Origin of the sequence: Desulfurobacterium thermolithotrophum DSM 11699 (genome assembly GCF_000191045.1) — a bacterium.
In the GTDB taxonomy this organism is placed as follows: domain Bacteria; phylum Aquificota; class Aquificia; order Desulfurobacteriales; family Desulfurobacteriaceae; genus Desulfurobacterium; species Desulfurobacterium thermolithotrophum.
The window spans coordinates 281,556-301,849 of sequence record NC_015185.1 but is presented as its reverse complement, the minus strand read 5'-3'; the positions used below and the strand labels follow the sequence as shown (position 1 = coordinate 301,849).

At 34.3% G+C, this 20,294-nt stretch carries 21 protein-coding genes; 6 read left to right on the top strand and 15 right to left on the bottom strand.

All coding sequences use genetic code 11. From position 1 onward, the window contains the following. The first annotated feature begins 74 nt into the window (after nucleotides 1-74). From argB to DESTER_RS01580, 5 genes are all read left to right on the top strand, one after another. Entirely contained in the window at nucleotides 75-953 is an 879-nt protein-coding gene (gene argB / locus DESTER_RS01600; RefSeq protein ID WP_013637931.1) for an acetylglutamate kinase, read from the top strand. A gap of 96 nt (nucleotides 954-1,049) precedes the next feature. Next, entirely contained in the window at nucleotides 1,050-2,450 is a 1,401-nt protein-coding gene (locus DESTER_RS01595) for a cytochrome ubiquinol oxidase subunit I (RefSeq protein ID WP_013637930.1), read from the top strand. A 15-nt stretch (nucleotides 2,451-2,465) separates the two neighbouring features. After that, a complete protein-coding gene (gene cydB / locus DESTER_RS01590; RefSeq protein WP_013637929.1) occupies nucleotides 2,466-3,659 on the top strand; it encodes a cytochrome d ubiquinol oxidase subunit II in 1,194 nt (397 codons plus the stop codon). 151 nt (nucleotides 3,660-3,810) lie between these two features. Beyond that, nucleotides 3,811-4,224 (top strand): hypothetical protein, encoded by a 414-nt coding sequence (locus DESTER_RS01585; protein WP_013637927.1) that lies wholly within the window; start codon nucleotides 3,811-3,813, stop codon nucleotides 4,222-4,224. A 235-nt stretch (nucleotides 4,225-4,459) separates the two neighbouring features. Further along, complete coding sequence (locus DESTER_RS01580) at nucleotides 4,460-5,131, top strand: Bax inhibitor-1/YccA family protein (RefSeq protein ID WP_013637925.1); 672 nt, start codon at nucleotides 4,460-4,462, stop codon at nucleotides 5,129-5,131. On the opposite strand, the gene DESTER_RS01575 is transcribed toward DESTER_RS01580, so the two are convergent. From DESTER_RS01575 to DESTER_RS01515, 13 genes are read right to left on the bottom strand one after another with little or no spacing between them, the layout of a single operon-like run. Beyond that, entirely contained in the window at nucleotides 5,093-6,706 is a 1,614-nt protein-coding gene (locus DESTER_RS01575) for an Rqc2 family fibronectin-binding protein (RefSeq protein ID WP_013637924.1), read from the bottom strand. The two genes, DESTER_RS01580 and DESTER_RS01575, sit on opposite strands and share 39 nt — an antisense overlap. Beyond that, nucleotides 6,707-8,131 (bottom strand): hypothetical protein, encoded by a 1,425-nt coding sequence (locus DESTER_RS01570; RefSeq protein WP_013637923.1) that lies wholly within the window; start codon nucleotides 8,129-8,131, stop codon nucleotides 6,707-6,709. After that, complete coding sequence (gene hfq / locus DESTER_RS01565; RefSeq protein ID WP_013637922.1) at nucleotides 8,124-8,357, bottom strand: RNA chaperone Hfq; 234 nt, start codon at nucleotides 8,355-8,357, stop codon at nucleotides 8,124-8,126. Before hfq ends, DESTER_RS01570 begins: the two co-directional genes overlap by 8 nt. Continuing rightward, complete coding sequence (gene miaA, locus DESTER_RS01560; protein WP_013637921.1) at nucleotides 8,354-9,262, bottom strand: tRNA (adenosine(37)-N6)-dimethylallyltransferase MiaA; 909 nt, start codon at nucleotides 9,260-9,262, stop codon at nucleotides 8,354-8,356. The genes hfq and miaA overlap by 4 nt, the downstream gene beginning before the upstream one ends. Beyond that, nucleotides 9,241-10,101, bottom strand: coding sequence for a lysophospholipid acyltransferase family protein (locus DESTER_RS01555; RefSeq protein ID WP_013637920.1), 861 nt, complete (start codon nucleotides 10,099-10,101; stop codon nucleotides 9,241-9,243). Before DESTER_RS01555 ends, miaA begins: the two co-directional genes overlap by 22 nt. Then, nucleotides 10,028-11,131 (bottom strand): tetraacyldisaccharide 4'-kinase, encoded by a 1,104-nt coding sequence (lpxK, locus tag DESTER_RS08000; RefSeq protein ID WP_013637919.1) that lies wholly within the window; start codon nucleotides 11,129-11,131, stop codon nucleotides 10,028-10,030. The genes DESTER_RS01555 and lpxK overlap by 74 nt, the downstream gene beginning before the upstream one ends. Next, complete coding sequence (locus tag DESTER_RS01545) at nucleotides 11,128-12,306, bottom strand: 3-deoxy-D-manno-octulosonic acid transferase (protein ID WP_013637918.1); 1,179 nt, start codon at nucleotides 12,304-12,306, stop codon at nucleotides 11,128-11,130. Before DESTER_RS01545 ends, lpxK begins: the two co-directional genes overlap by 4 nt. Beyond that, nucleotides 12,306-12,980, bottom strand: a complete 675-nt coding sequence (locus DESTER_RS07995) for a 7-carboxy-7-deazaguanine synthase QueE (protein WP_013637917.1) — start codon at nucleotides 12,978-12,980, stop codon at nucleotides 12,306-12,308. Before DESTER_RS07995 ends, DESTER_RS01545 begins: the two co-directional genes overlap by 1 nt. Beyond that, a complete protein-coding gene (locus DESTER_RS01535; protein ID WP_013637916.1) occupies nucleotides 12,970-13,152 on the bottom strand; it encodes a hypothetical protein in 183 nt (60 codons plus the stop codon). Before DESTER_RS01535 ends, DESTER_RS07995 begins: the two co-directional genes overlap by 11 nt. Further along, nucleotides 13,127-13,639 carry a cob(I)yrinic acid a,c-diamide adenosyltransferase gene (locus DESTER_RS01530; protein ID WP_013637915.1) on the bottom strand — a complete coding sequence of 171 codons (513 nt, stop codon included), beginning with the start codon at nucleotides 13,637-13,639 and terminating at the stop codon, nucleotides 13,127-13,129. Before DESTER_RS01530 ends, DESTER_RS01535 begins: the two co-directional genes overlap by 26 nt. Beyond that, a complete protein-coding gene (gene dxr, locus DESTER_RS01525; RefSeq protein ID WP_013637914.1) occupies nucleotides 13,630-14,748 on the bottom strand; it encodes a 1-deoxy-D-xylulose-5-phosphate reductoisomerase in 1,119 nt (372 codons plus the stop codon). Before dxr ends, DESTER_RS01530 begins: the two co-directional genes overlap by 10 nt. A gap of 2 nt (nucleotides 14,749-14,750) precedes the next feature. Then, nucleotides 14,751-15,983 carry a histidine--tRNA ligase gene (gene hisS / locus DESTER_RS01520; RefSeq protein WP_013637913.1) on the bottom strand — a complete coding sequence of 411 codons (1,233 nt, stop codon included), beginning with the start codon at nucleotides 15,981-15,983 and terminating at the stop codon, nucleotides 14,751-14,753. Nucleotides 15,984-16,005: 22 nt separating this feature from the next. After that, nucleotides 16,006-16,680, bottom strand: a complete 675-nt coding sequence (locus tag DESTER_RS01515) for a tetratricopeptide repeat protein (RefSeq protein WP_013637912.1) — start codon at nucleotides 16,678-16,680, stop codon at nucleotides 16,006-16,008. 84 nt (nucleotides 16,681-16,764) lie between these two features. Between DESTER_RS01515 and DESTER_RS01510 the strand changes: the two genes are divergently transcribed. Beyond that, nucleotides 16,765-17,976, top strand: a complete 1,212-nt coding sequence (locus tag DESTER_RS01510; RefSeq protein WP_013637911.1) for a U32 family peptidase C-terminal domain-containing protein — start codon at nucleotides 16,765-16,767, stop codon at nucleotides 17,974-17,976. 21 nt (nucleotides 17,977-17,997) lie between these two features. Here the strand turns inward: DESTER_RS01510 and DESTER_RS01505 are convergent, their stop codons facing one another. Next, nucleotides 17,998-19,212 carry a type II secretion system F family protein gene (locus tag DESTER_RS01505; RefSeq protein WP_013637910.1) on the bottom strand — a complete coding sequence of 405 codons (1,215 nt, stop codon included), beginning with the start codon at nucleotides 19,210-19,212 and terminating at the stop codon, nucleotides 17,998-18,000. A gap of 2 nt (nucleotides 19,213-19,214) precedes the next feature. After that, nucleotides 19,215-20,294, bottom strand: coding sequence for a type IV pilus twitching motility protein PilT (locus DESTER_RS01500; protein WP_013637909.1), 1,080 nt, complete (start codon nucleotides 20,292-20,294; stop codon nucleotides 19,215-19,217).

The following is a 20,294-nucleotide window of genomic DNA, read 5'->3' as shown; positions in this document are numbered from 1 at the left end:
TTCTTATTTACCTCTTCTACTAAACCTTGGCATTATATTTGAATTTCAGCAAAATCATACCATGGAGGAGTAAAGTGGAAAAGCTCATAGAAAAAGCATCAACTCTTTTAGAAGCACTTCCGTACATAAAAAGGTTTTATGGAAAAACCATAGTTATCAAGTATGGCGGTAACGCAATGGTAAGAGAGGAATTAAAAGATGCTTTTGCAGAAGACATTGTTCTTCTTAAATACATCGGAATTAATCCTGTTATAGTTCATGGAGGAGGACCTCAAATTGGAGAGTTCCTTGAAAAATTAAAAATACCGACTCGATTTATTGGTGGTATGAGAGTAACAGACAAAGAAACTATGAATGTTGTTGAAATGGTTCTCGTTGGAAAAGTAAACAAAGAGATAGTAAAGCTAATAAATTCCCATGGAGGAAATGCTGTTGGATTATCCGGAAAAGACGGTAATCTGATAATTGCTGAAAAGATAGACTCTAAAAAGTATCTTTCAGAAGTAAAGGCACCGGAAATCATAGATTTAGGATTTGTAGGAAAGGTAAAAAAGATAAACCCTGATATTGTTAATAAACTTATAGAATCCAAGTTTATTCCTGTGATAGCTCCTGTTGGTATAGGTGAAGACTTTGAGGCCTATAACATAAACGCAGATTTAGTAGCAGGAGAAGTAGCAGCAGCTTTAAAGGCAGAAAAACTTATAATGCTGACTGATGTTGAAGGAATAAAGGATAAAAATGGAAAATTAATAAAATCGATTGCTCGAAAAGATCTTTCCAATCTGATAGAAAATGGTACTATTTCTGGAGGAATGATTCCAAAAGTTAAAGCTTGTGAAATAGCTTTGATTGGAGGGGTAAGGAAGACTCACATTATAGATGGGAGGGTAAAACATTCCATTCTCTTAGAAATATTTACTCAAGAAGGTATTGGAACTGAAATTGTTTAGAGATTGATAAATAAAAGTTTATGTTTATTGAAATAAATTTCTTCATGTGCTAAATTTATAGTTAATAAAAATTTGCAATTAATGGAGGTTGCGGAGATGGATTTCGTACTCTTAGTATCGCGGCTGCAGTTTGCGATGACAGCCTTCTTCCACTTTATTTTTGTACCTTTAACTCTAGGGCTGTCAACGCTATCTGCAATCATGTTGACTCTTTACTACGTGACAGGCAAAGAAATCTACAAGAACATGACTAAGTTCTGGGCTAAACTCTTTGCTATCAACTTTGCGCTGGGAGTTGCTACAGGACTTGTTCACGAGTTTGAATTTGGTATGAACTGGTCTGTCTACTCAAGATTCGTAGGGGATATCTTTGGTGCACCACTTGCTATTGAAGGACTTCTTGCCTTCTTTATGGAATCAACCTTCATAGGAGTCTTTCTCTTTGGCTGGGATAAAGTTCCTAAAGGTGTCCACCTTTTAGCTGCGTGGCTTTCATCTATTGGATCAAACCTTTCAGCTCTTTGGATTCTCATTGCTAACGGATGGATGCAACATCCTGTAGGTGCCAAAGTTACCGAAACTCTTGCAGGAAAAAGAGCAGAACTTACAGACTGGTGGGCTGTCGTTTTTAACCCTGTTGCTGATGTTAAGTTCTGGCATACTGCTACTGCCGGAATGATTTTATCAGCTGTTTTTGTTCTTGCTGTAAGTGCATATCACCTTCTTAGAAAACAAAACGTTGAGTTCTTTAAAAAATCTGCCTATATAGCCCTTGTTTTTGGACTCATAGCTTCAGCAGGTGAAGTAATTATTGGTGATATTCACGCTTATGAAGTTGCAAAAACTCAACCAACTAAGCTTGCTGCTGGTGAAGCTTTATGGGATACAAAAAAAGGAGCTAACCTTCTTATTTTTGCTTGGGCAGACGAAGAAGCTAAAAAGAACATTATAGAAATTCCTCTTCCAGTTCCTGGACTTCTTAGCTTCCTTGCAACTCATGATTTTAACGGTGAACTAAAAGGTGCAAAAGATCTTCAAAAACAGTTTGAGAATACATTCGGAGCTGGAAACTACATTCCACCTGTTAACTTTTCTTTCTTATCTTTTCATTTGATGGTATATCTCGGATTTTTCTTTGTAGCTCTCTTCCTCATAGGACTTATAAAGTATAAAAATCTTGAAAATAGCAAAGGTTATCTTAAACTTGCACTTTATTCTTTACCACTTCCTTATATTGCCTGTTGGCTTGGATGGGCATACGCTGAAGTTGGAAGACAACCTTGGATTGTTTATCCGCTCACAGACGATCACGGAAAAATCCTTATGTCAGAAATAGGTCTTAAAACTGCAGAAGCAGTTTCTCCTCTCACAAACGTTGAAGTTGTAATTACATACGTCGTCTTTGCAATAACATTCACAGCTCTTGCTATTGCTGACTTTTATCTTCTTGCTAAGTTCGCAACTAAAGGTCCAGAAAAAGAAGCCGAACTATATTGATGGAGGAGGTGAAATATGCATTTCGATTTGCCTACGATATGGGCGTTTTTGGTAACGGTGCTCATTGCAGGATATATTCTTACTGATGGTTTTGATCTTGGGGTCGGAATTCTTCACGGTCTAATTGCCAAAACAGATATTGAAAAAAGAGTTATGCTGAACTCTATTGGTCCTGTATGGGACGGTAATGAAGTTTGGTTTATTACAGCTGGTGGAGCTGCTTTTGCAGCCTTTCCAGAACTTTATGCAGCACTCTTTAGTTCTCTTTACATAGCTCTCTTTATTGTTCTTCTTGCTCTAATTTTTAGAGCTGTTTCATTTGAGTTTAGAAGTAAAGAGGCAGATCCAGGTTGGAGAAAGCTCTGGGATCAAAGTATCTTTTGGTCAAGTTTAATTGTTGCACTTCTTATAGGAGTAGCTATTGGTAATATCCTTGCTGGAATTCCTATTAAGAATACAGCTATAGAAGGAGAAAAACTTCTTGGTTTCATTTATACAGAAAAGTTTCCTATCAGCTTTATAAATCTTGTTAATCCATTTACGTTCCATGGATTTTATGGACTTTTAGTTGGTATTGCGACAGTACTTTTTGTTATTCTTCATGGCGTTTCATGGCTTTTATGGAAAACAGAAGGAGAAATTGCAGAAAGAGCAAGGAATGTTGCTCTTAAGTTATGGCTTCCCTTTGTTATAATGTATGTTGTGTGTACAGGACTTGCTTATACAATTTCCTTTAAAGTTTCTAATCTAGAAAACATCAAGTATCTTGGTCTTCCAGAAGATACGCTTCAGTCTATAGCCTCAATGATTGACTCAAATGGTGTTTTACACCATGCACTCTTTAGATATCCTGCAATTGAATTAACACTTATCGTCCTTGCTGCTCTTTCAGCTGTTGGTTATTTAATGGCTGTAAAGAACATGAATGGTGCAAGAGCTTTCCTATTTTCATCTCTTACGTTTGTTTTTGCAGGATTTGCAGTATTCTTCGGTGCTTATCCGTTAGCTGTTCCTTCAAGCTTTGGGCTTGAACATTCAATTTCTATCTATAATGGAGCCTCAAGTACTCTCACGTTAACTGTTATGCTCGTAGCAGCTTTGATTTTCACTCCTATTGTAATTGCTTATCAAGCATGGGTTTACAAGATGTTCTTGTTCAAAATTTCTACAGAGTCTATTAAGAGAGAAATTGAAGAGGCTCATGGCTAAGTGTAACTAGGAAAAGAAGGAGGAAGTTATGTGGCTTATAATAGCATTTATTTGGTGGATAGCTGTAGCATGGATTACTTATGCATTGGCTAAATCCAAGTTTGAAAGAGAGGGGATATAATCCCCTCTTTTAAATTCTTAGGGAGTTAGCATGGCTGCAATTATCGGTCTAAAAGAAAGATTCTTGACAGAAAGGAAAGACTTAATAGATAAAGCTTATGAACTCTATAGGAAAACTGGAAGCTGGAAAGAAGTTGAAAAGTTTTTAAGAGAAGAGTTTAAAGAAGAACTTTCAATTTTTAAACCAAATCTATTTACTTACTTTCTTCTTGTTGGTGGAATTTTACTTTTACCTTCTCTTTATTTGTGGAAAGTTTACTTTGAACCAGGAACCACGGCTCATTTTCTTTCCAGATTAACATTTATGTTAGCAGCCATGTTTTCTCTAAAAGGTATTGTTGGTCACTATGTTATCTTATTCATCAACAGAGATAGATTTGAAGTAGAACTAAATACTTTAAAAGCCTCAATAAAAGGAGGAAATAATGGAAAGCAATCCAATTAAGACACTTATGTTTTATGGAGTCTTTGGTATATACATTCTAATTGTTCTCATTACATCTTACGTAATTATAACAATGAAATAGAAGGGGGCCTTTTTCCCCCTTTTTTTTCAAATCTTTTTTCGTTTCCTTTCTAAAAATTTGCCCTTTCTTCTTTCTTCAAATTTCAAAAGCTTGAAGTTTCTGGCTATGTTATTATTATCTTTAATAAAAATTTTTTGTCTCTTGGAGGAAACTATGGAGTTTGAAAGGAATCCCATTGCTGTAGAAAAAACGGAGGTAACAAGTTTTAATGCATTCTTAGGAAAGGTTTTCCTAAATATGTTTTTAGGTTTATTACTAACAGCTATTACGGCTTACTTATCTCTTACCTCAGGTTTTGTTTTTTCACTTGGAAAGTGGGGATTTATAGGTTTTGCTGTTCTTTCTCTTGTACTTGTAATAGCTACAGGATTACTTAGAAATAATCCTCTTCTTTCTGGAGCAGCTTTTTATCTTTTTTCAGCAGCTGAAGGAATACTTCTTGCACCTATTTTTATTGTATATACAGGAAGCTCGATCATCACCGCGTTTCTTACAGCTTCTATTCTTTTTGGGATAATGGCTCTTCTTGCAATAAGTAAGAAGGTAGATTTCAGAAAATTTGGTACTTATCTTTTTGTTGGATTGATTGGAATTGTAGTTGCTTCTCTTTTAAACGTTTTCCTTTTAAAATCTGCTGGTCTTGGAATAGCAATTAGCATCTTAACCGTTTTAGTTTTTTTAGGATTAACAGCTTATGATATTCAAAAACTTGAAGAAATGGCATATACCGAAGGAAATGCATTTTTTGGAGCTCTTGCTCTATACTTAGACTTAATTAACCTTTTCTTAGCTCTTCTTAGACTCTTTGGAGAAAGAAGAGAATAGTTCAGGATTTACGAAAATTGTTTTTTCATTTTCGTAAACTACAAAGCCAGGGGGAGCTCCCTTTGGCTTTTTTAAGTTTTTTACCTCTGTATAGTCGACAGCTACTTTTCCTGATTGTTTTCCTCTACTGAAAAAAGCTGCTGTTGCTGCAGAAAGAACTATATCTTCTTCAGAAGGTTTTTCTCCTTTTTCCAGTCTTAAAATAACATGAGAACCGGGTATTTCCTTTGCGTGAAACCAAATATCCCATGGATTTGCAAGTTTCAAAGAGAGGAACTCATTTTCTCTACTGCTTCTTCCAACAACGATTTTTCTTCCTGAAGGAAGTATATATACTTTGAAATTCTTTTTTCTTTTCTCTTTTTCCTTGGTTTCAGGTAAAAAGCTCTTTAGTTCCTCTAAGCTTTCTTTTTCGTTAATGCTACTTTTTAAAAATTCTTGTTCTAATAGTTCTTCTTCTAACTTTTTTCTTAAAGTTTCCTCGTATTCAGCTTTTCGCTTAAGCTTTCTGTACTTTGAGAAGTATTTTTCAACATTTTTTTGGGGTGAAACAGAAGGATCTATAGGTACTTCTATTTCTTGATTTGTATAGTAATCGAAAACTTTTACACTTTTCTTTCCAGGTTTTAGAGAGTTTAGATTATACTTAAGGAGCTCTCCGAGTTTCCTGTTTTCCTCAGCCTCTTTTAGTAATTCTTCCTTACTTTTTAAAGCTTCTATTTCCTTTTTCAATGCTTCTATTCTCTTCTCAACATCTTTAAGAAGAGATTTCTTTAAAGAATCTACCTTTTCCTTTTCAATTTTCTCTCTGTAATAAAATTCCCAACATTTCGTATAAGGAAAATTTCCTGAAAATTTCTTAAATTCTAAATTCTTTAAAGATTGATAAAAAAAAGTTGTCATGTATTTAGGCTTTCCCTTTTCATAATAAAGAAATGCACTTTTTGATTCTTTATGCTTTCTTAAAAACTCTTCATAAGCTTTTTGAAGATTTCCAAATTTTTCAAACAAATAAGCAATTTCTTTTCCATTGAGTGGAGATATTCCTGCAACAAATTTATGAAGATTTTTTTCTATTCCTTCCCTTTTCACTTTTCCAAATTCTAATTCTTGAAATTCTTTCTTTTCTTGAGGAGGAAATGTATAGATTTCACCTCTTGATATAGGTCTTATCGAGCTTTTAACTTCTCTAAGTAAAGAAAGAATTTTTCGTTTTTGATTAAGAAGAAAAACATTTGCGTTTTTTCCAGTAAGTTCAAAAATGAGAAAATAGAGCTCAAAACTTCCGGATGGAAGTAACTTAACTGTTTCAACTTCAATTACTCTGTCTATTACAGGAAGTTTAACAGCTCTAACAAAAGTCCCTTGAATGATGTTAAAGCCCTGAAGTTCTGAACTAACCAAATTTTCATTTGAGAAAAAAAGAGCATTAGGTTGACCAGTATAGATGTTTAAAAAAGAGCTACCAATCTTAACTGAAAAGAGTCTATAATCAGAGTAAATCTTAATTACTCTTTCCTTTAAAATTCTTTCCTTAAGCTCTTTTACGCATTTCTCTATATAGAGATAGTCCACTTAAGCTCCTAATTCCCTAAATTGAAGAGCAGACGATAAAAAGACTTTTTCATTAGCTTTTAATAATCGAGCAGTTGTTCCAATGTAGTCTTTTGAGAGCTTCAAAAATGGTTTTCTGAAGCTCTCAGTTTCCAAAATTTTCTTTACAGTAGATTTGGTGAGCCTTAAACTACTTAGAAGCTCGTCAAATTCCTTTTGCGCAGCTTTTTTAGCTTCAAAGAGTTTCATTTGAACTCTACTTTTTACGTTTACTTCACCATCACCGGAAGTTTCAATAGATATGAAGATGCTTTCAGGATAGTCTGATAGAACCTTTGCCTGAGCTCCATCGCTTTGAGTAGAAGGCATACAGCCAAAAGGTTTAACTGAAACTGTCATGTGAGCTTTTTTCTCTTTTACGTTGTATATGTGTTTAGCAACTTCAAGATGTCCTTCACCACCAACAACAAGGTGGTCAAAGTATGGTTTGGCAAGCTCTACAAGGTATTTTTGAGAAGGTAAAGGTCTTGGTCTAAAAGAGAAGATTCTTCTGAAAAGATTATAAAGATTCCTGAAAGTAACTGCCATTGCTCTTATAAAGAGAAGTTTTTTTGCTCTACTCAAACTTAGTCCTTTTGCTCTAATTTCTAACTTTGCTTTTTCTTCTTCCATAAACAACTGGTAGTCTATCCAACCAGCTATTGATTCAACTTTAACTTCTGCACCACTTTCCTCAAGCCATCGATGGAGATTATAGTTTCCATCACCTTCAGTAGTGTGTGCCCAAAACTCTCCTATGACGCTTACAACGGGTTTTACTCTTGAGTAATCAAATTGAAGTTCTTCAAGTTTTTTCCTTAAAAGTTTTAAAACAAAAATGATATCCTTAACCCTGCCACCTTTCTTAAGTACTTTATAAATTTCTTCTTTCATTTCGGAAATAACTTTATCAACTGAACCAGACAAAACTTCGTAAGGTCTAAGTTGATAACCTAAATCTCTTACTATATCTGCTACCCATACAGCCTTTACAAGCCTCCAAACAAGGGATGGAGTAAGCTCTAAATCACCTTCTGAGGAAAGTTCGCTTTGGTTCAGTATAGAAACAGAGAGGTTTTTAAATCCTGCTAACTTTAATGCATGTCTATATTCTGTTTCGTACATACCAAATCGGCAGGGACCACACGCACCTATGGTTACAAAGGAATATTCGTTTTCAACATCTATTCCTTCCGCTCTTTTTTCTTGAAGATACTTTATAAGATTTCCTACTGTGTAATAAGTGGGATTGCACATTCCTCTATTACAAAACTCCCTGCCAACTGCAAAAGAGTGATTACTAGGAGTTGGCAGGAATTCAGCTCTATATCCCAAGCTCTCAACAGCACCTTTCATAAAGAGTTCATGAAGAGGAGTCAATCCTCCAAAAAGGATAGTTTTAGCCATTCTTATTTTCTTCCTCTTTAAAGAGGTTCTTCACAGGTCTTGATGGAACTATTGTGGCTATAGAGTGTTTATAGACTAACTGTTGACTTCCTCCATTTTCTAAAAGAATTGTAAACTGGTCAAAGAAAGTAATTACACCCTGAAGCCTTGTTCCTTTTGATAGGAATACACTTACTGGAATTCTTTCCTTTCTAAGCCTGTTGAGATAAGTGTCTTGAAGATTCATACTTCCTCCCTTATTTCCTTTTTTATCATGTCTATCAGTTTTCTCTCAGAAACTTCTGAAAGATTTACCCACTTAAATTTAGGCTCTTTTCTAAACCACGTAAACTGCCTTTTAGCAAACTGTTTTGTCCTTCTTTTGAGGAGTTTTATAGCTTCTTCCAAAGTTTTTTTTCCTTCTAAATACTGAAGCATTTCCTTGTAACCGAGAGCTTGAAAAGCTGTTGTATTTTTTCCAAACTCTAAAAGCCATTTAGTTTCATCAATAAGCCCTCTTTTTATCTGTGAGTCAACCCTGTCTTCTATTCTTTTGTAAAGCTCTGGTCTATTTCTATAGAGAAAGTATCCTAAGAACTTATAACGAGGTTTTTGAGGAATTTCAAACGAAGAAAGAGGTTTTCCAGTTAACTTATAGACTTCGTAAGCTCTTATTAATCTCTTTCTATCGTTGCTTCCTATTCTCTCTGCTGATAGTTTATCAACCTCTTCTAAAAGAGCGTAAATCTCTTCTGTTGATAGTTTTTCCAACTCTTTTCTTATCTTTTCATTTCCTGCGGGAACTTTTGGAAGACCGTAAAGGAGGGCTCTTATATAAAATCCTGTCCCACCTACAACAATGGGATACTTATTTTTCTCTCTTATCTCCTTTATAGCCTTATCAGCTTCTTCTACAAATTCAGCAACAGAAAAAGGCTCATTTGGTTTTCTAATATCTATCAAATAGTGAGGAATTTCTTTCATTATTTCTTTAGAAACTTTATCGGTTCCTATATCAAGTCCTTTGTAAACTTGCATCGAATCAGCACTTATTATCTCCCCCTCTATTTCCTTTGCAAGTTTTATAGAAAAGTCTGTTTTTCCAGTTGCTGTTGGTCCTGTTAAAATTATTAGAAGTTTTTCTCTTTCCACTTTTTAAACTCCGGTGAATTTTTCCATCTCCTATGAAACCAGAACCACTGTTCTGGATGTTTTCTTACGGCTTTCTCAATGGCTTTTGTACATTCCTTAGTAAGCTCTTCAACTGTTTTACCATCTGGATAGATTGGTTTGTAGGTTTCAATAACATACTTATCATTTTCAACAAAACAGAATGCTGGAATAATAGGTTTTCCTGTTTTTATACTAAGAAGTGCTACACCTTTGTTTGTATAAGTCTCTCTTCCTAAGAAATCTGTAAGAACCCCTTCTTTAACTTTTGGCCTTTGATCAAGAAGAATTCCAACATATCTATTTTTCTTTAAATCTTTCACTATTTCAATCACGTTTCCTGTAGGAATAACCTTTATTCCCCACTTTTGGCGAATAGAATTTATAAGTTTATCCACTCTATGATTTTTCATCGGTTTTGCAACAACAGAAAGCTTTCCATCACTAAGAACAGAAAATAAAGCTCCCATAAGCTCCCAGTTTCCAATATGAGCTGTAAGAAGAATTCCACCTTCAGATGGTATAGTAGATGGATCAACAGGTTTAAACAATTTTTTCAAATACTCAAAAGAATAGTTAGTAGACTTAATGAAATCTATTGAGCACCTTATGAAACTTTTAAGACTTTCTTTTCCTACTTCGAGAGGAAATCCAGCAAATAAAAGATTTTCCTCAGTTACTCTTTTTATCCGAGGATAATAGTAAATAATCTCAGCCAGAATATCTCCTATCTTAAAAGCCTTATCTCTACCAATTTTCCTTATTAAAGAAAGACTCCCCTTTAAAAGTAGATATTCCAGAAGGTATGAAACCTCTTTCAACTTCTTCCTCTAACTTTTCTGTATTTTCAATGTTAGAACTCAAGTATTCCTTAAGGCCGTAAGCGTCAAATCTTATAACCGGTGCTTTTAATCTAAGTCCAGATTTTCTAAGTTTAATCAAGTCTTTTTCGGTAGTTACGAGATTTTTAAACCTCTTTAGCTCTTTAATGTCATCTTGTGTATAGGCATGATGATCATCATATATAACATAATTTCTAACTTTATAGCCCATATTTATCAGCATTTCCACAAATTGGGAAGGGTTACCTATCCCACAAAAAACATCTATTTCCCTTTCAGGCGGTTCTGTTCTTTCAAAACTTTCATTTATCCAAAATTTAAAGACTTGCTCGGCAAGAAAAATAGGTTTTCTAAAACTTCTTAAGTAGAGCTCTAATGAATTAAGCCTTTTAGAGTCAATAAGATTACTTCTTGTAATTACAAAACAGTCTGCCCTTTCAAGATTCTTAGGTGCTTCTCTTAAAAGACCCAGAGGCAAGCAGTAGTTGTCTCCAAACGGATTAAAAGGATCTATAACTGCAATGTTTATTTTCGGCAGTAACTTTCTGTACTGAAATCCGTCGTCAAGGATGACAACGTTTGCTCCTTTCAAAAAAGCGTATTCTATTCCTTTGAGCTTATTCTTGCTGACTATTGTTTTATAGCCTTTTACAGCATATAACGATGCTTCATCTCCAAAGAGTTCTACATTATCAGTTGCAAAAGCTGGCCCTTTCTCTTTTCCTTTGTAACCTCTACTTACAATTGCAGGTGAAAATCCCATTTCTTCAAGAATGAGGTATATAGATTCAGTAAGAGGAGTTTTCCCGGAACCCCCAGCAACTATATTTCCAACAGAAATAACGGGAAAAGGAAAAGCTTTAGATTCTAAGAATCCATTGCTATAGAGGAAATTTCTTACTTCTGCTCCAAAACAGTAAAGCTTTGAAAGAGACCACAAAACTGGAAAGAGAAAAACGCCTATACCTTCCTTCCTCAAAGCTTTAAGTCTTAGCTTGTTTAAATTCAAAGCTCTTCCCCTATAGCTTTTAATATCCTCTCGGTAACGCCTTTTTCCTTCTGGTAGGATTTAAAAATAGTTTCTGAAAGCTCACTGTAAAACCTTTTATCTAAAAGAAGCTTTTCTACAAAACGGAGAAGTTCTTTAACAGTAAGAACAGGAACTTTAAGACGATATGCAACTTCAGAAAAATCGGTTCCAAAATCACCAATAACTACAGGCTTTTTCCAAAGGGCTGCTTCAATAGGATTGTGTCCACCAATATTAGGAACAAAACTACCACCTATCACTATAACGTCTCCAAATCTGTAAAGAGAAGAAAGTTCGCCTATAGTGTCTACTATATAAAATTCAATATCACTTGTAATTTGTTTTGTTTCACTTCGAAAAGCATATCTTGAAGGAATTTTAATTTCTTTAGCTCTTTTAATATGTCTTGGAGCTATAATAGTAAGAAGATTTGGAAACTTGCTCTTTAGTTTCTCATGAAGTTCAAAGGCTATTTTCTCTTCACCTTGATGGGTACTTCCCCAAATAATAACTTTTCTATTACCTTCTATAAAAAGATCAGAAAGACTTTCTGGCTTTTCTACATCAAATTTTAAATCTCCGACAATTTTTACGTTTTTAAATCCTAAGCTTTTTGCCCTATCAGCATCTGCTTGAGACCTTGCAAGGAAGACAACATTTTTAAACAATGGTTTGAAAAAAAACTTAAAATTTTTGTAGTTTTTAAAACTCCTTTCAGAAATTTTACCACTTACTATAAAGGTTGGAATTTTTAACTTACCAGCGCAGTGTAAAAGAGAAGGCCAAATTTCTGTTTCGTAGATTAAGATTTTCTCAGGCTTATTTTTCTGTAAAAATTTCTTCACTATTGGGTAAAGATCAAGAGGAAGAATTTTTGATGGAACTTCAGGGTAGATATTTTTTGCTCTTTCAAGCCCATAGTCTGTAAATACTGTAAGAGCCAATCTGTCTTTTAGTTTCTTTACAAGAGGTTTAACAGAGTTAACCTCTCCTATACTGGAAAGATGAAGCAATATTTTTCCTTTCAATTGAGGAAAATCAGTTAAAAATCTATCAGAAATGGAAATATTTCCTCGTTTTCTTGTAGCTAATTTGACTACTGGATAAAATAAAATGGAAGATGATAAAAGTACGTTATAGAAAAAAATTCTCATTACTTTAGTCCTATTAACTTGTGTATTTGTGGAATAATTTTAATCTCAAAGTCATTTATGAACTTCCTGTCACTAATAACTAATTCAAAAATTCTTTTAGAAGTATAAGAGTAGTCCTCAAACGGAACTTCAAGAGGTTGAATTACTATGGGAGCTCTAATGAGATTCTTATTTTTGTACGCAAACTCTTTTATTACTTCTAAATCTTTTTGATCGTAAGCTGCAAATTTAATGTATACTTGCTCGTAAGTTGTTAAGAATTTTTCCAAGGTTTCTGTAGGAAAGTCAACTCCCATTGTCGGAGGCTTTGGAGAGAGAACTATTTTCAGTTTTGGATACTTAAGGTCATCTCTAAATATGTGTCCACAAGTTTCAAGTGTTATCTTTCTTACTGTTTCAAGGTCAGAAAGACGTTTAATGAGAATTGATAGATTTTTTTCCTCAACTGGTTCTCCACCTGTCACGATGACTTCAGGAATCTTTGATTTCAAAACCTCTTTAACAAGAGAGTCAATATCCCATAACTTACCTTTTTTCCATGAGTACTTTGTATCGCAGTACTTGCAGCCAATAGAGCATCCAGAAATTCTTATAAAAAAAGAGGGAGCTCCTAAATCAAGTCCTTCTCCTTGAAGGGATGTAAAAAGTTCAGAAATGGCTATACTACTCCTCATCTTTTCTTTTTACCTTAACAGGTGATTCTATCTCTACATCGTAGTGTTTTCCTGCATAGTAACCAGCAGCAGCACCTGCTCCACCAGCAATTAAAAGAGGAACACAACCAGAAGAAAAAAGTAAAACAGTACATATAGCTATTAATCTAATAATCAATGCCTTTTCTCCCATGAACACCTCTATAGAAAGGGTGTTTTAATAGTCTTATCTCCGTAACGTAATCTGCAAGCTCTATGATTTCTTTTTTAGCATGTCTTCCTGTAAGTATCAACTCTACACTTTCAGGCTTTTCCTTAACTAACTTAACTACTTTTTCCACTGGGATAAGTCCCAAGTGAATAGCTACATTGATTTCATCAAGAACTATAACATCAGATTCCTTTATCTTTTCTTCTGCTAACTTAATACCGTTTTCAGCTCTTATATAGTCTTCGTCAACTATCTTAAAATCGAAACCAGGTCTTCCTAATTGAATGAACTCAAAATTTGAAAGTTTATTAGCTACAAGCATTTCACCGGTTATTTTACCTTTTACAAACTGCAAAAAGCAGCATTTTAAACCTCTACCAATAGCCCTAAGACAAAGGCCTAAAGCAGCTGAGGTTTTTCCCTTTCCATTTCCAGTATATATATGAACAAATCCTTTTTTTAGAGGCATTTAGAAATCTCCATAGCAATCTTTCTTGCCTCTTTATCTATTTCGATTACTTCTTCTATTGATGAAGGTTCTTTGAATTTAGAGCTCTGAAGAGTTTTTTCTATTAAAACAGGAATTTGTGTAAACTTAATTTTTCCTTTGAGAAAAAGTTCAACAGCAACTTCATCGGCAGCATTTAATACTATAGGATAGGGATATCCACTTTTTAAAGAGTCATATGCAAGTTTTAAAGCTGGAAATCTTTTTAAATCTGGCTCTTCAAAGTCAAGTTTTAAACCGTAAAGATTTAAATAAAGCTTTTCTACATCAAGGGGTAATCTTTCAGGATAACTTAAGGCATAAGCAATGGGAATTCTCATATCTGGGACGCCTAGTTGAGCCAAAACTGAGTTATCTATAAACCTTACAAAGGAATGAACAATACTTTGAGGATGGACAAGAACCTTTATCTTTTCAAGCTCTAAGCCAAACAGCCAGTAAGCTTCTATAACTTCAAGTCCTTTATTCATTAGCGTAGCAGAATCAATGGTAACTTTTTGTCCCATATCCCAATTGGGGTGTCTTAGAGCTTCTTGTGGAGTTACTGATTCAAGGTCTTTTCTCTTTCTAAAAGGACCTCCTGAAGCGGTAAGAATTATCTCTTTCACATTTTTTCTACTTTCACCATTTAAACACTGAAATATAGCTGAATGTTCGCTGTCAACAGGTATAACCTTTTTGGCAGCTTCCATTATAAATTTACCAGCACAGACCAAAGATTCTTTATTTGCAATGGCTATCCTAGCTCCTTTATTGGCAGCCCAATAAGTAGGCAAAATACCAGCTGAACCTGTTATGGCCGATACACATATATCAAACTCAACTTCTTCAATCAGCTTTTTAAGTCCATCAAGACCTAAGTAAAACTTACCCTTAAATGAAAACTTATCCTTAGAATTAACAAGACAAACAGCTTTAGGTTTAAACTTTTCTACCTGTTCTTTTAACTTTTCTACATTTTTTCCCGCAACAAGAGCTTCTACTTTAAATCTATCTGGAAAGCGAGAAATTACATCAAGAGTACTTTCACCAATTGAACCTGTAGAACCTAAGATTAAAACCTTTTTCATCACTAAAACCTTGCAATAAGTGCTTCTATGTTTTCAACTCTTTCCTGTTTTCCTGTTTCAAGCTCTTTAAAAGAGAAGAAACCTTCTTCCACTTCAGATTCGCCAATGATTACAACGTATTTAGCTTTTACCCTATCGGCAGCTTTCATCTGTGCTTTAAAACTACCTTGTCTGTGGTCTATTTCTACCCTAAAGCCTTTTTCTCTTAAAAGTCTTAAAAGCTTTAGACCCTCTTTGTAAGCTTTTTCTCCTCTTGTTACAAGAAATATTCCTTCTCTTTTTTCTTCTATCTCAGGTAAAAGAAGCATTGCTCTGTCAACTCCCATTGCAAAGCCAAGAGCTGGTGTTTCAGGTCCTCCAAGCTGGCTAACTAATTTGTCATACCTTCCACCTGCCAAAATAGTACTTTGAGCTCCAAGCTTTTTAGACTTAAACTCAAAAACAGTCTTTGTGTAGTAGTCAAGTCCTCTAACAAGAAAAGGATTTTCAACAAACTTAACATCTAAAAGAGCAAGATATTCTTTAAGTTTTTCAAAATGCTCACTACACTCATTACACAAGAAATCAGTTATTTTTGGTGCTTCAGCTACAATGTTTTGACAGGTTTCAACCTTACAATCTAAAACTCTTAAAGGATTTCTCTCAAACCTTTTAATGCAATCCTCGCACAACTTTTCTTTTCTACTTTCTAAAAATTCAATAAGAGCTCTTTTATATTCTGATCGACACTTTTCGCAGCCTATGGAGTTTAGTTCAAGAGAATAATCAATTTTGAGAGCTTTAAGAATATCACAGGCTACTTTTATAACTTCTGCATCTGCTCCTGGAGAAGAAAGTCCAAAGACTTCGCATCCAGCCTGGAAAAACTGTCTTTTTCTTCCAGCTTGAGGCCTTTCAAAGCGAAACATAGGGCCAACGTAAAACCACTTTGTGAAAGGTTCTTTAGCAAAAACTCCATGTTCAATGTAAGCTCTAACAGCAGAAGCTGTTCCTTCTGGTCTTAGAGCAATTACTCTACCCCCTTTATCCTCAAATACATACATCTCCTTTTGAACAATATCTGTAGTCTCTCCCACACTTCTAGAAAATAACCCAGCTTCTTCAAAAATTGGAAGAATAACTTCTCTAAATCCTGCTTTATTAACAACATTCTTAAAGGTTTCAACTACTTTTTCAAACTTTTCACTTTCAGGAGGAATTAAATCTTCAACTCCTCTAACTGCTTTAAATTCCATGAGGTTCTCCTCTCTTTTTTTCTTATTCTACGAGCTTTTCAGCAACAATAGTAATTGGAAGGTCTTTGTAGTCTCCTTTGAGAATTTCAAGGAGCTCTAAAGCTTTCTTTCTGTCTCCTTTCCTAAGAGCTACGATAATACTATCGTAGAGAGCCTCTGGATAAGTCCAATCTTTATCTCTCTTTAAAGTAGAAAAGAGTTTTTCTGCTTCTGTTAATTGACCTTTTTCTATGTAATCAGCAGTTAAAGAGGTCTTTGAAGGTGGAGAAACAATGTATTTATTTTTATAGGCTAAATAACGAAACTCATCGCTATTTTTTTCTAACTTACCTTTTAAAAATCTTGCAATCAAGGTAGAAGGAGCTTCTGGATATTTTTTCTCAGCTTCACTAAAAAGTTGTAACGCTTCTTTTATCTTTCCTTTTTCAAGTTTAAAAAGTCCTTCATCTACAAGTTGAGAAGCTTTTACTTCAATAGAGTTTTGATACCACATGTAGCTTAAATAACCACCACCTACAATAAGAAAAGCTACTACTACTGCGAAAATCTTTTTCCAATGAGTTATTAAATACGTACCGATTTTATAAAGATCATCTACTAACTGCTTTGCTTCCGGAGTGTCTATCTTATCTGGAATTTGAACTGGTGCTTCTTTCTCTTCTTTCTTTCTGTAAGCTTTATAAGGCGGCTTTTTCAATGAAACCTCCTATACACAGTTAAAGTTGCACTTCAATTGTAGCAATTTTATTTTTTTCAAGTGATAACTTTTAAGGAGAAAGCTGTGAAACCGGAAGTTCTTTCACCAGCAGGAAACTTAGAGAAGTTAAAGTTTGCAATAGACTTTGGAGCAGATGCAGTTTACTTAGGAGGAAAACTTTTTAATTTAAGAGCAAAGGCTAATAACTTTACAGTAGAAGAAATGGCGGAAGGAATAGAATATGCTCATAGAAAAGGACGAAAAGTTTATGTTACGCTGAACGCATTTGCAAGGAACGATGACTTTGAAGGTATTAAAAATTTTGTAAAGGAAGTTAAAGAGTTGGAGCCTGATGCCTTTATAGTTTCAGACCTTGGAGTTCTTTTAACTGTAAAGGAAATTGCTCCAGAAGTTGACATTCACATAAGTACCCAGTCAAACGTTACAAATTACAAAGCCGTAAAAGTTTATCAAGAACTTGGAGCAAGTAGAATTGTACTTGCAAGAGAACTTTCCATCGAAGAAATAAAAGAGATTAAGGATAGAGTTCCAAATATGGAAGTTGAAGTATTTGTCCATGGAGCAATGTGTATGGCTTATTCCGGGAGATGTTTGCTTTCTAATTATCTTTCTTACAGAGAAAGCAACAAGGGCGCGTGTTCTCAAAGCTGCCGATGGAAGTACTATCTTGTTGAAGAAACTCGTCCAGGAGAATTCATACCGATAGAGGAAGATGAAAAGGGAACATATATTTTCAATTCTAAAGATTTATGTGCTCTTCCACTTCTTGAAGAGCTGATAGATGCTGGAGTTGATTCACTTAAAATCGAGGGAAGAGTAAAAAGTGCTTACTACGTTGCTGTTACAACAAGTGTTTATAGAAAAGCTGTCGATCTGATTTTAAACGACAGGGAAGCATTTAAAAAAGAGCTTCCACTTCTCCTTGAAGAGCTTAAAAAAATTAGTCATAGGCCATACACCATAGGATTTCTTTCAGGAAACAAAGAAAACCTTCAGCACTACGAAACAAGTTCCTACATAAGAAACTACAAGTTTCTTGCAGTCTTTAAGAACGGAAAGTGGAATGTAAGAAATGCATTAAAAGTTGGTGATGAAGTAGAAGTTTTTACTCCAGATGCAAAGACAAAAAAGACTATCGTAAAAGATATCCAAATTTTGAGAAAGGATAAATTTGAAAATGTAAAGATAGCTCACCCAAATCAGATAGCTATCCTAAAGTTTGAGAATGTATTGGAAATTCCTGAAAATGCAATATTAAGGAAAAAGAGTGTTTAACTCTTTAGAATTAAAAAAATCTTATTTTATAAGTTCTCCAATCTTAAATATTGGTAGATACATAGCGATAATTATGAATCCGATAATTCCTCCTATAAATACCATCATTATTGGTTCTATTAAAGATGTTAAAGCATCAACTGTTCTATCTACTTCTTCTTCGTAAAAGTCAGCAACTTTACTTAGCATTTCATCCAAATTCCCTGCTTCTTCTCCTATTGCTACCATGTTAATCAGCATTGGAGAGAAAACTTTATATCTTGAAAGCGCAACAGAAATACTAATCCCTTTTTCAACTTGATTTCTGACTCCATTTATTGCTCTTCTTAGAACTTCATTATTTGTTGTTTCTCCTGAGATTGAAAGTGCATTAAGAATATTAAGACCACTTGAAACCATAGAAGATAGCGTTCTAGAAAAACTTGCTATACTGGCTTTTAAAATTAACTGACCTATAATTGGAAGACGAAGGAGTGTTAAGTCCATTAAATACCTTGCTTTTTTGAACTTTCGCAGTGAAACTAAAAGAACAACAGTTAAAACCAATCCTAAAACTATCCAGCCGACATAGTCTCTTAAGAAGTTACTTAATTCAATTACAAATTGAGTAAGACTTGGAAGCTCTCCTCCTAAGTCTTTATAAAGCGCTTTAAATGTAGGAATTATAAAAATGAGAATACCTCCTATTATTATGGTAGCTATCAATAAAACAAAAGCAGGATAAAAAAGAGCACTTTTTATTTTTCCTCTTAGTTTTTCAATTTTTTCTAAATATTCAGCTAATCTTTTTAGAGTTTCTTCTAATGTACCTGATTCTTCGGCTGCTCTTATCATGCTAATATAGAGCTCTCCAAAAATATTTTTGTATTTTGAAAGAGCAGTTGAAAACTTTCCACCTTCTTCGATATGAGAAGCTATGTCTTCAATAATTTTTTTTAAACTTTTGTTTTGAATCTGTTCTTTTATGATTCTCAATGCTGTAACTATTGAAATGCCAGCATGTATCATTGCATATAGCTGTCTAGTAAATATAAGTTTATCCTTTGTACTTATTCTATTTAAAAAGGAAAAATCCAATTCGGATTTAAAGATTGATTTATCCTCTTTAAGTTTCTCTATATGAACAATTCCTTTAGAAAAAAGGAGCTGTTTTGCAAGTTTCTCGTTGTCTGCCTCTATTTTTCCCTTTCTCTTTCTATCAAGAATATCCCTACCAACATAAGTATATATTGCCATTATTAGCCTTTCATATAAGCTTTTATCAGAGATTCAAGTTCTTTAACATCTGGGGAAACCTTTTTAGCTTCTTCAAGGGTTATAACACCTTCTATATAAAGTCTTGCTAACGACTGGTTCATTGTAATCATTCCAGTAGATGATTGTCCTGTTTGCATTAGTGAATATACCTGATGAAGTTTGTTTTCTCTTATGAGATTTCTTATTGCTGGTGTTGGAATGAAAACTTCTACAGCAGCTACTCTTCCCTTTCCATCTCTTCTTTTTAAAAGCTTTTGAGCAACTGCACCGACTAAGACAAAAGACAGTTGAGTTCTAACTTGAGCTTGTTTTTCGGCAGGAAATACATCCACTATACGGTTAATTGTTTCTATGGTTGAGTTTGTGTGAAGAGTAGAAAATACAAGATGGCCTGTTTCAGCAGCAGTTAAAGCTGCTTCTATCGTTTCAGGATCCCTCATTTCACCAACAAGTATAACATCAGGATCTTCTCTTAAAGAAGCTCTTAAAGCATTTGCAAATGATTTTGTATCTACTCCTAATTCTCTTTGAGTTACAAGAGATTTTTTATGTTCATAGACAAACTCTATTGGATCTTCAATTGTTATGATGTGGTATGGATAAGTTTCATTAATGATATCTATTAAAGAAGCAAGAGTTGTTGATTTACCTGAACCTGTTGGTCCTGTGACAAGAACAAGACCTTTATCTTTGTGAGCAAAACTTTCTACTACTGGTGGTAATCCAAGTTTTGGAAATTTTGGAATATCGTAAGGAATCAAACGAAAGGCCGCAGCTAATGACGTTCTCTGATAGTAAGCATTTCCTCTAAATCTTGCTATTCCTTTTATACCAAAGGAAAAGTCTAACTCTAAATTTTCCTCTAATTTTTTCTTTTGAAAATCAGTTAAAACACTATATATAAGCTGCTTGGTGTCTGTAGGAGAGAGAATCCCATAACCTTCAATAGGAATTAAGTCTCCATTAATCCTTAACCTTGGAGGACTTCCAGGTGCGATGTGTAGATCTGATGCTTTACGTTCAACAACTTCTTTTAAAAGGTCAACAATACTTAGAGCCAT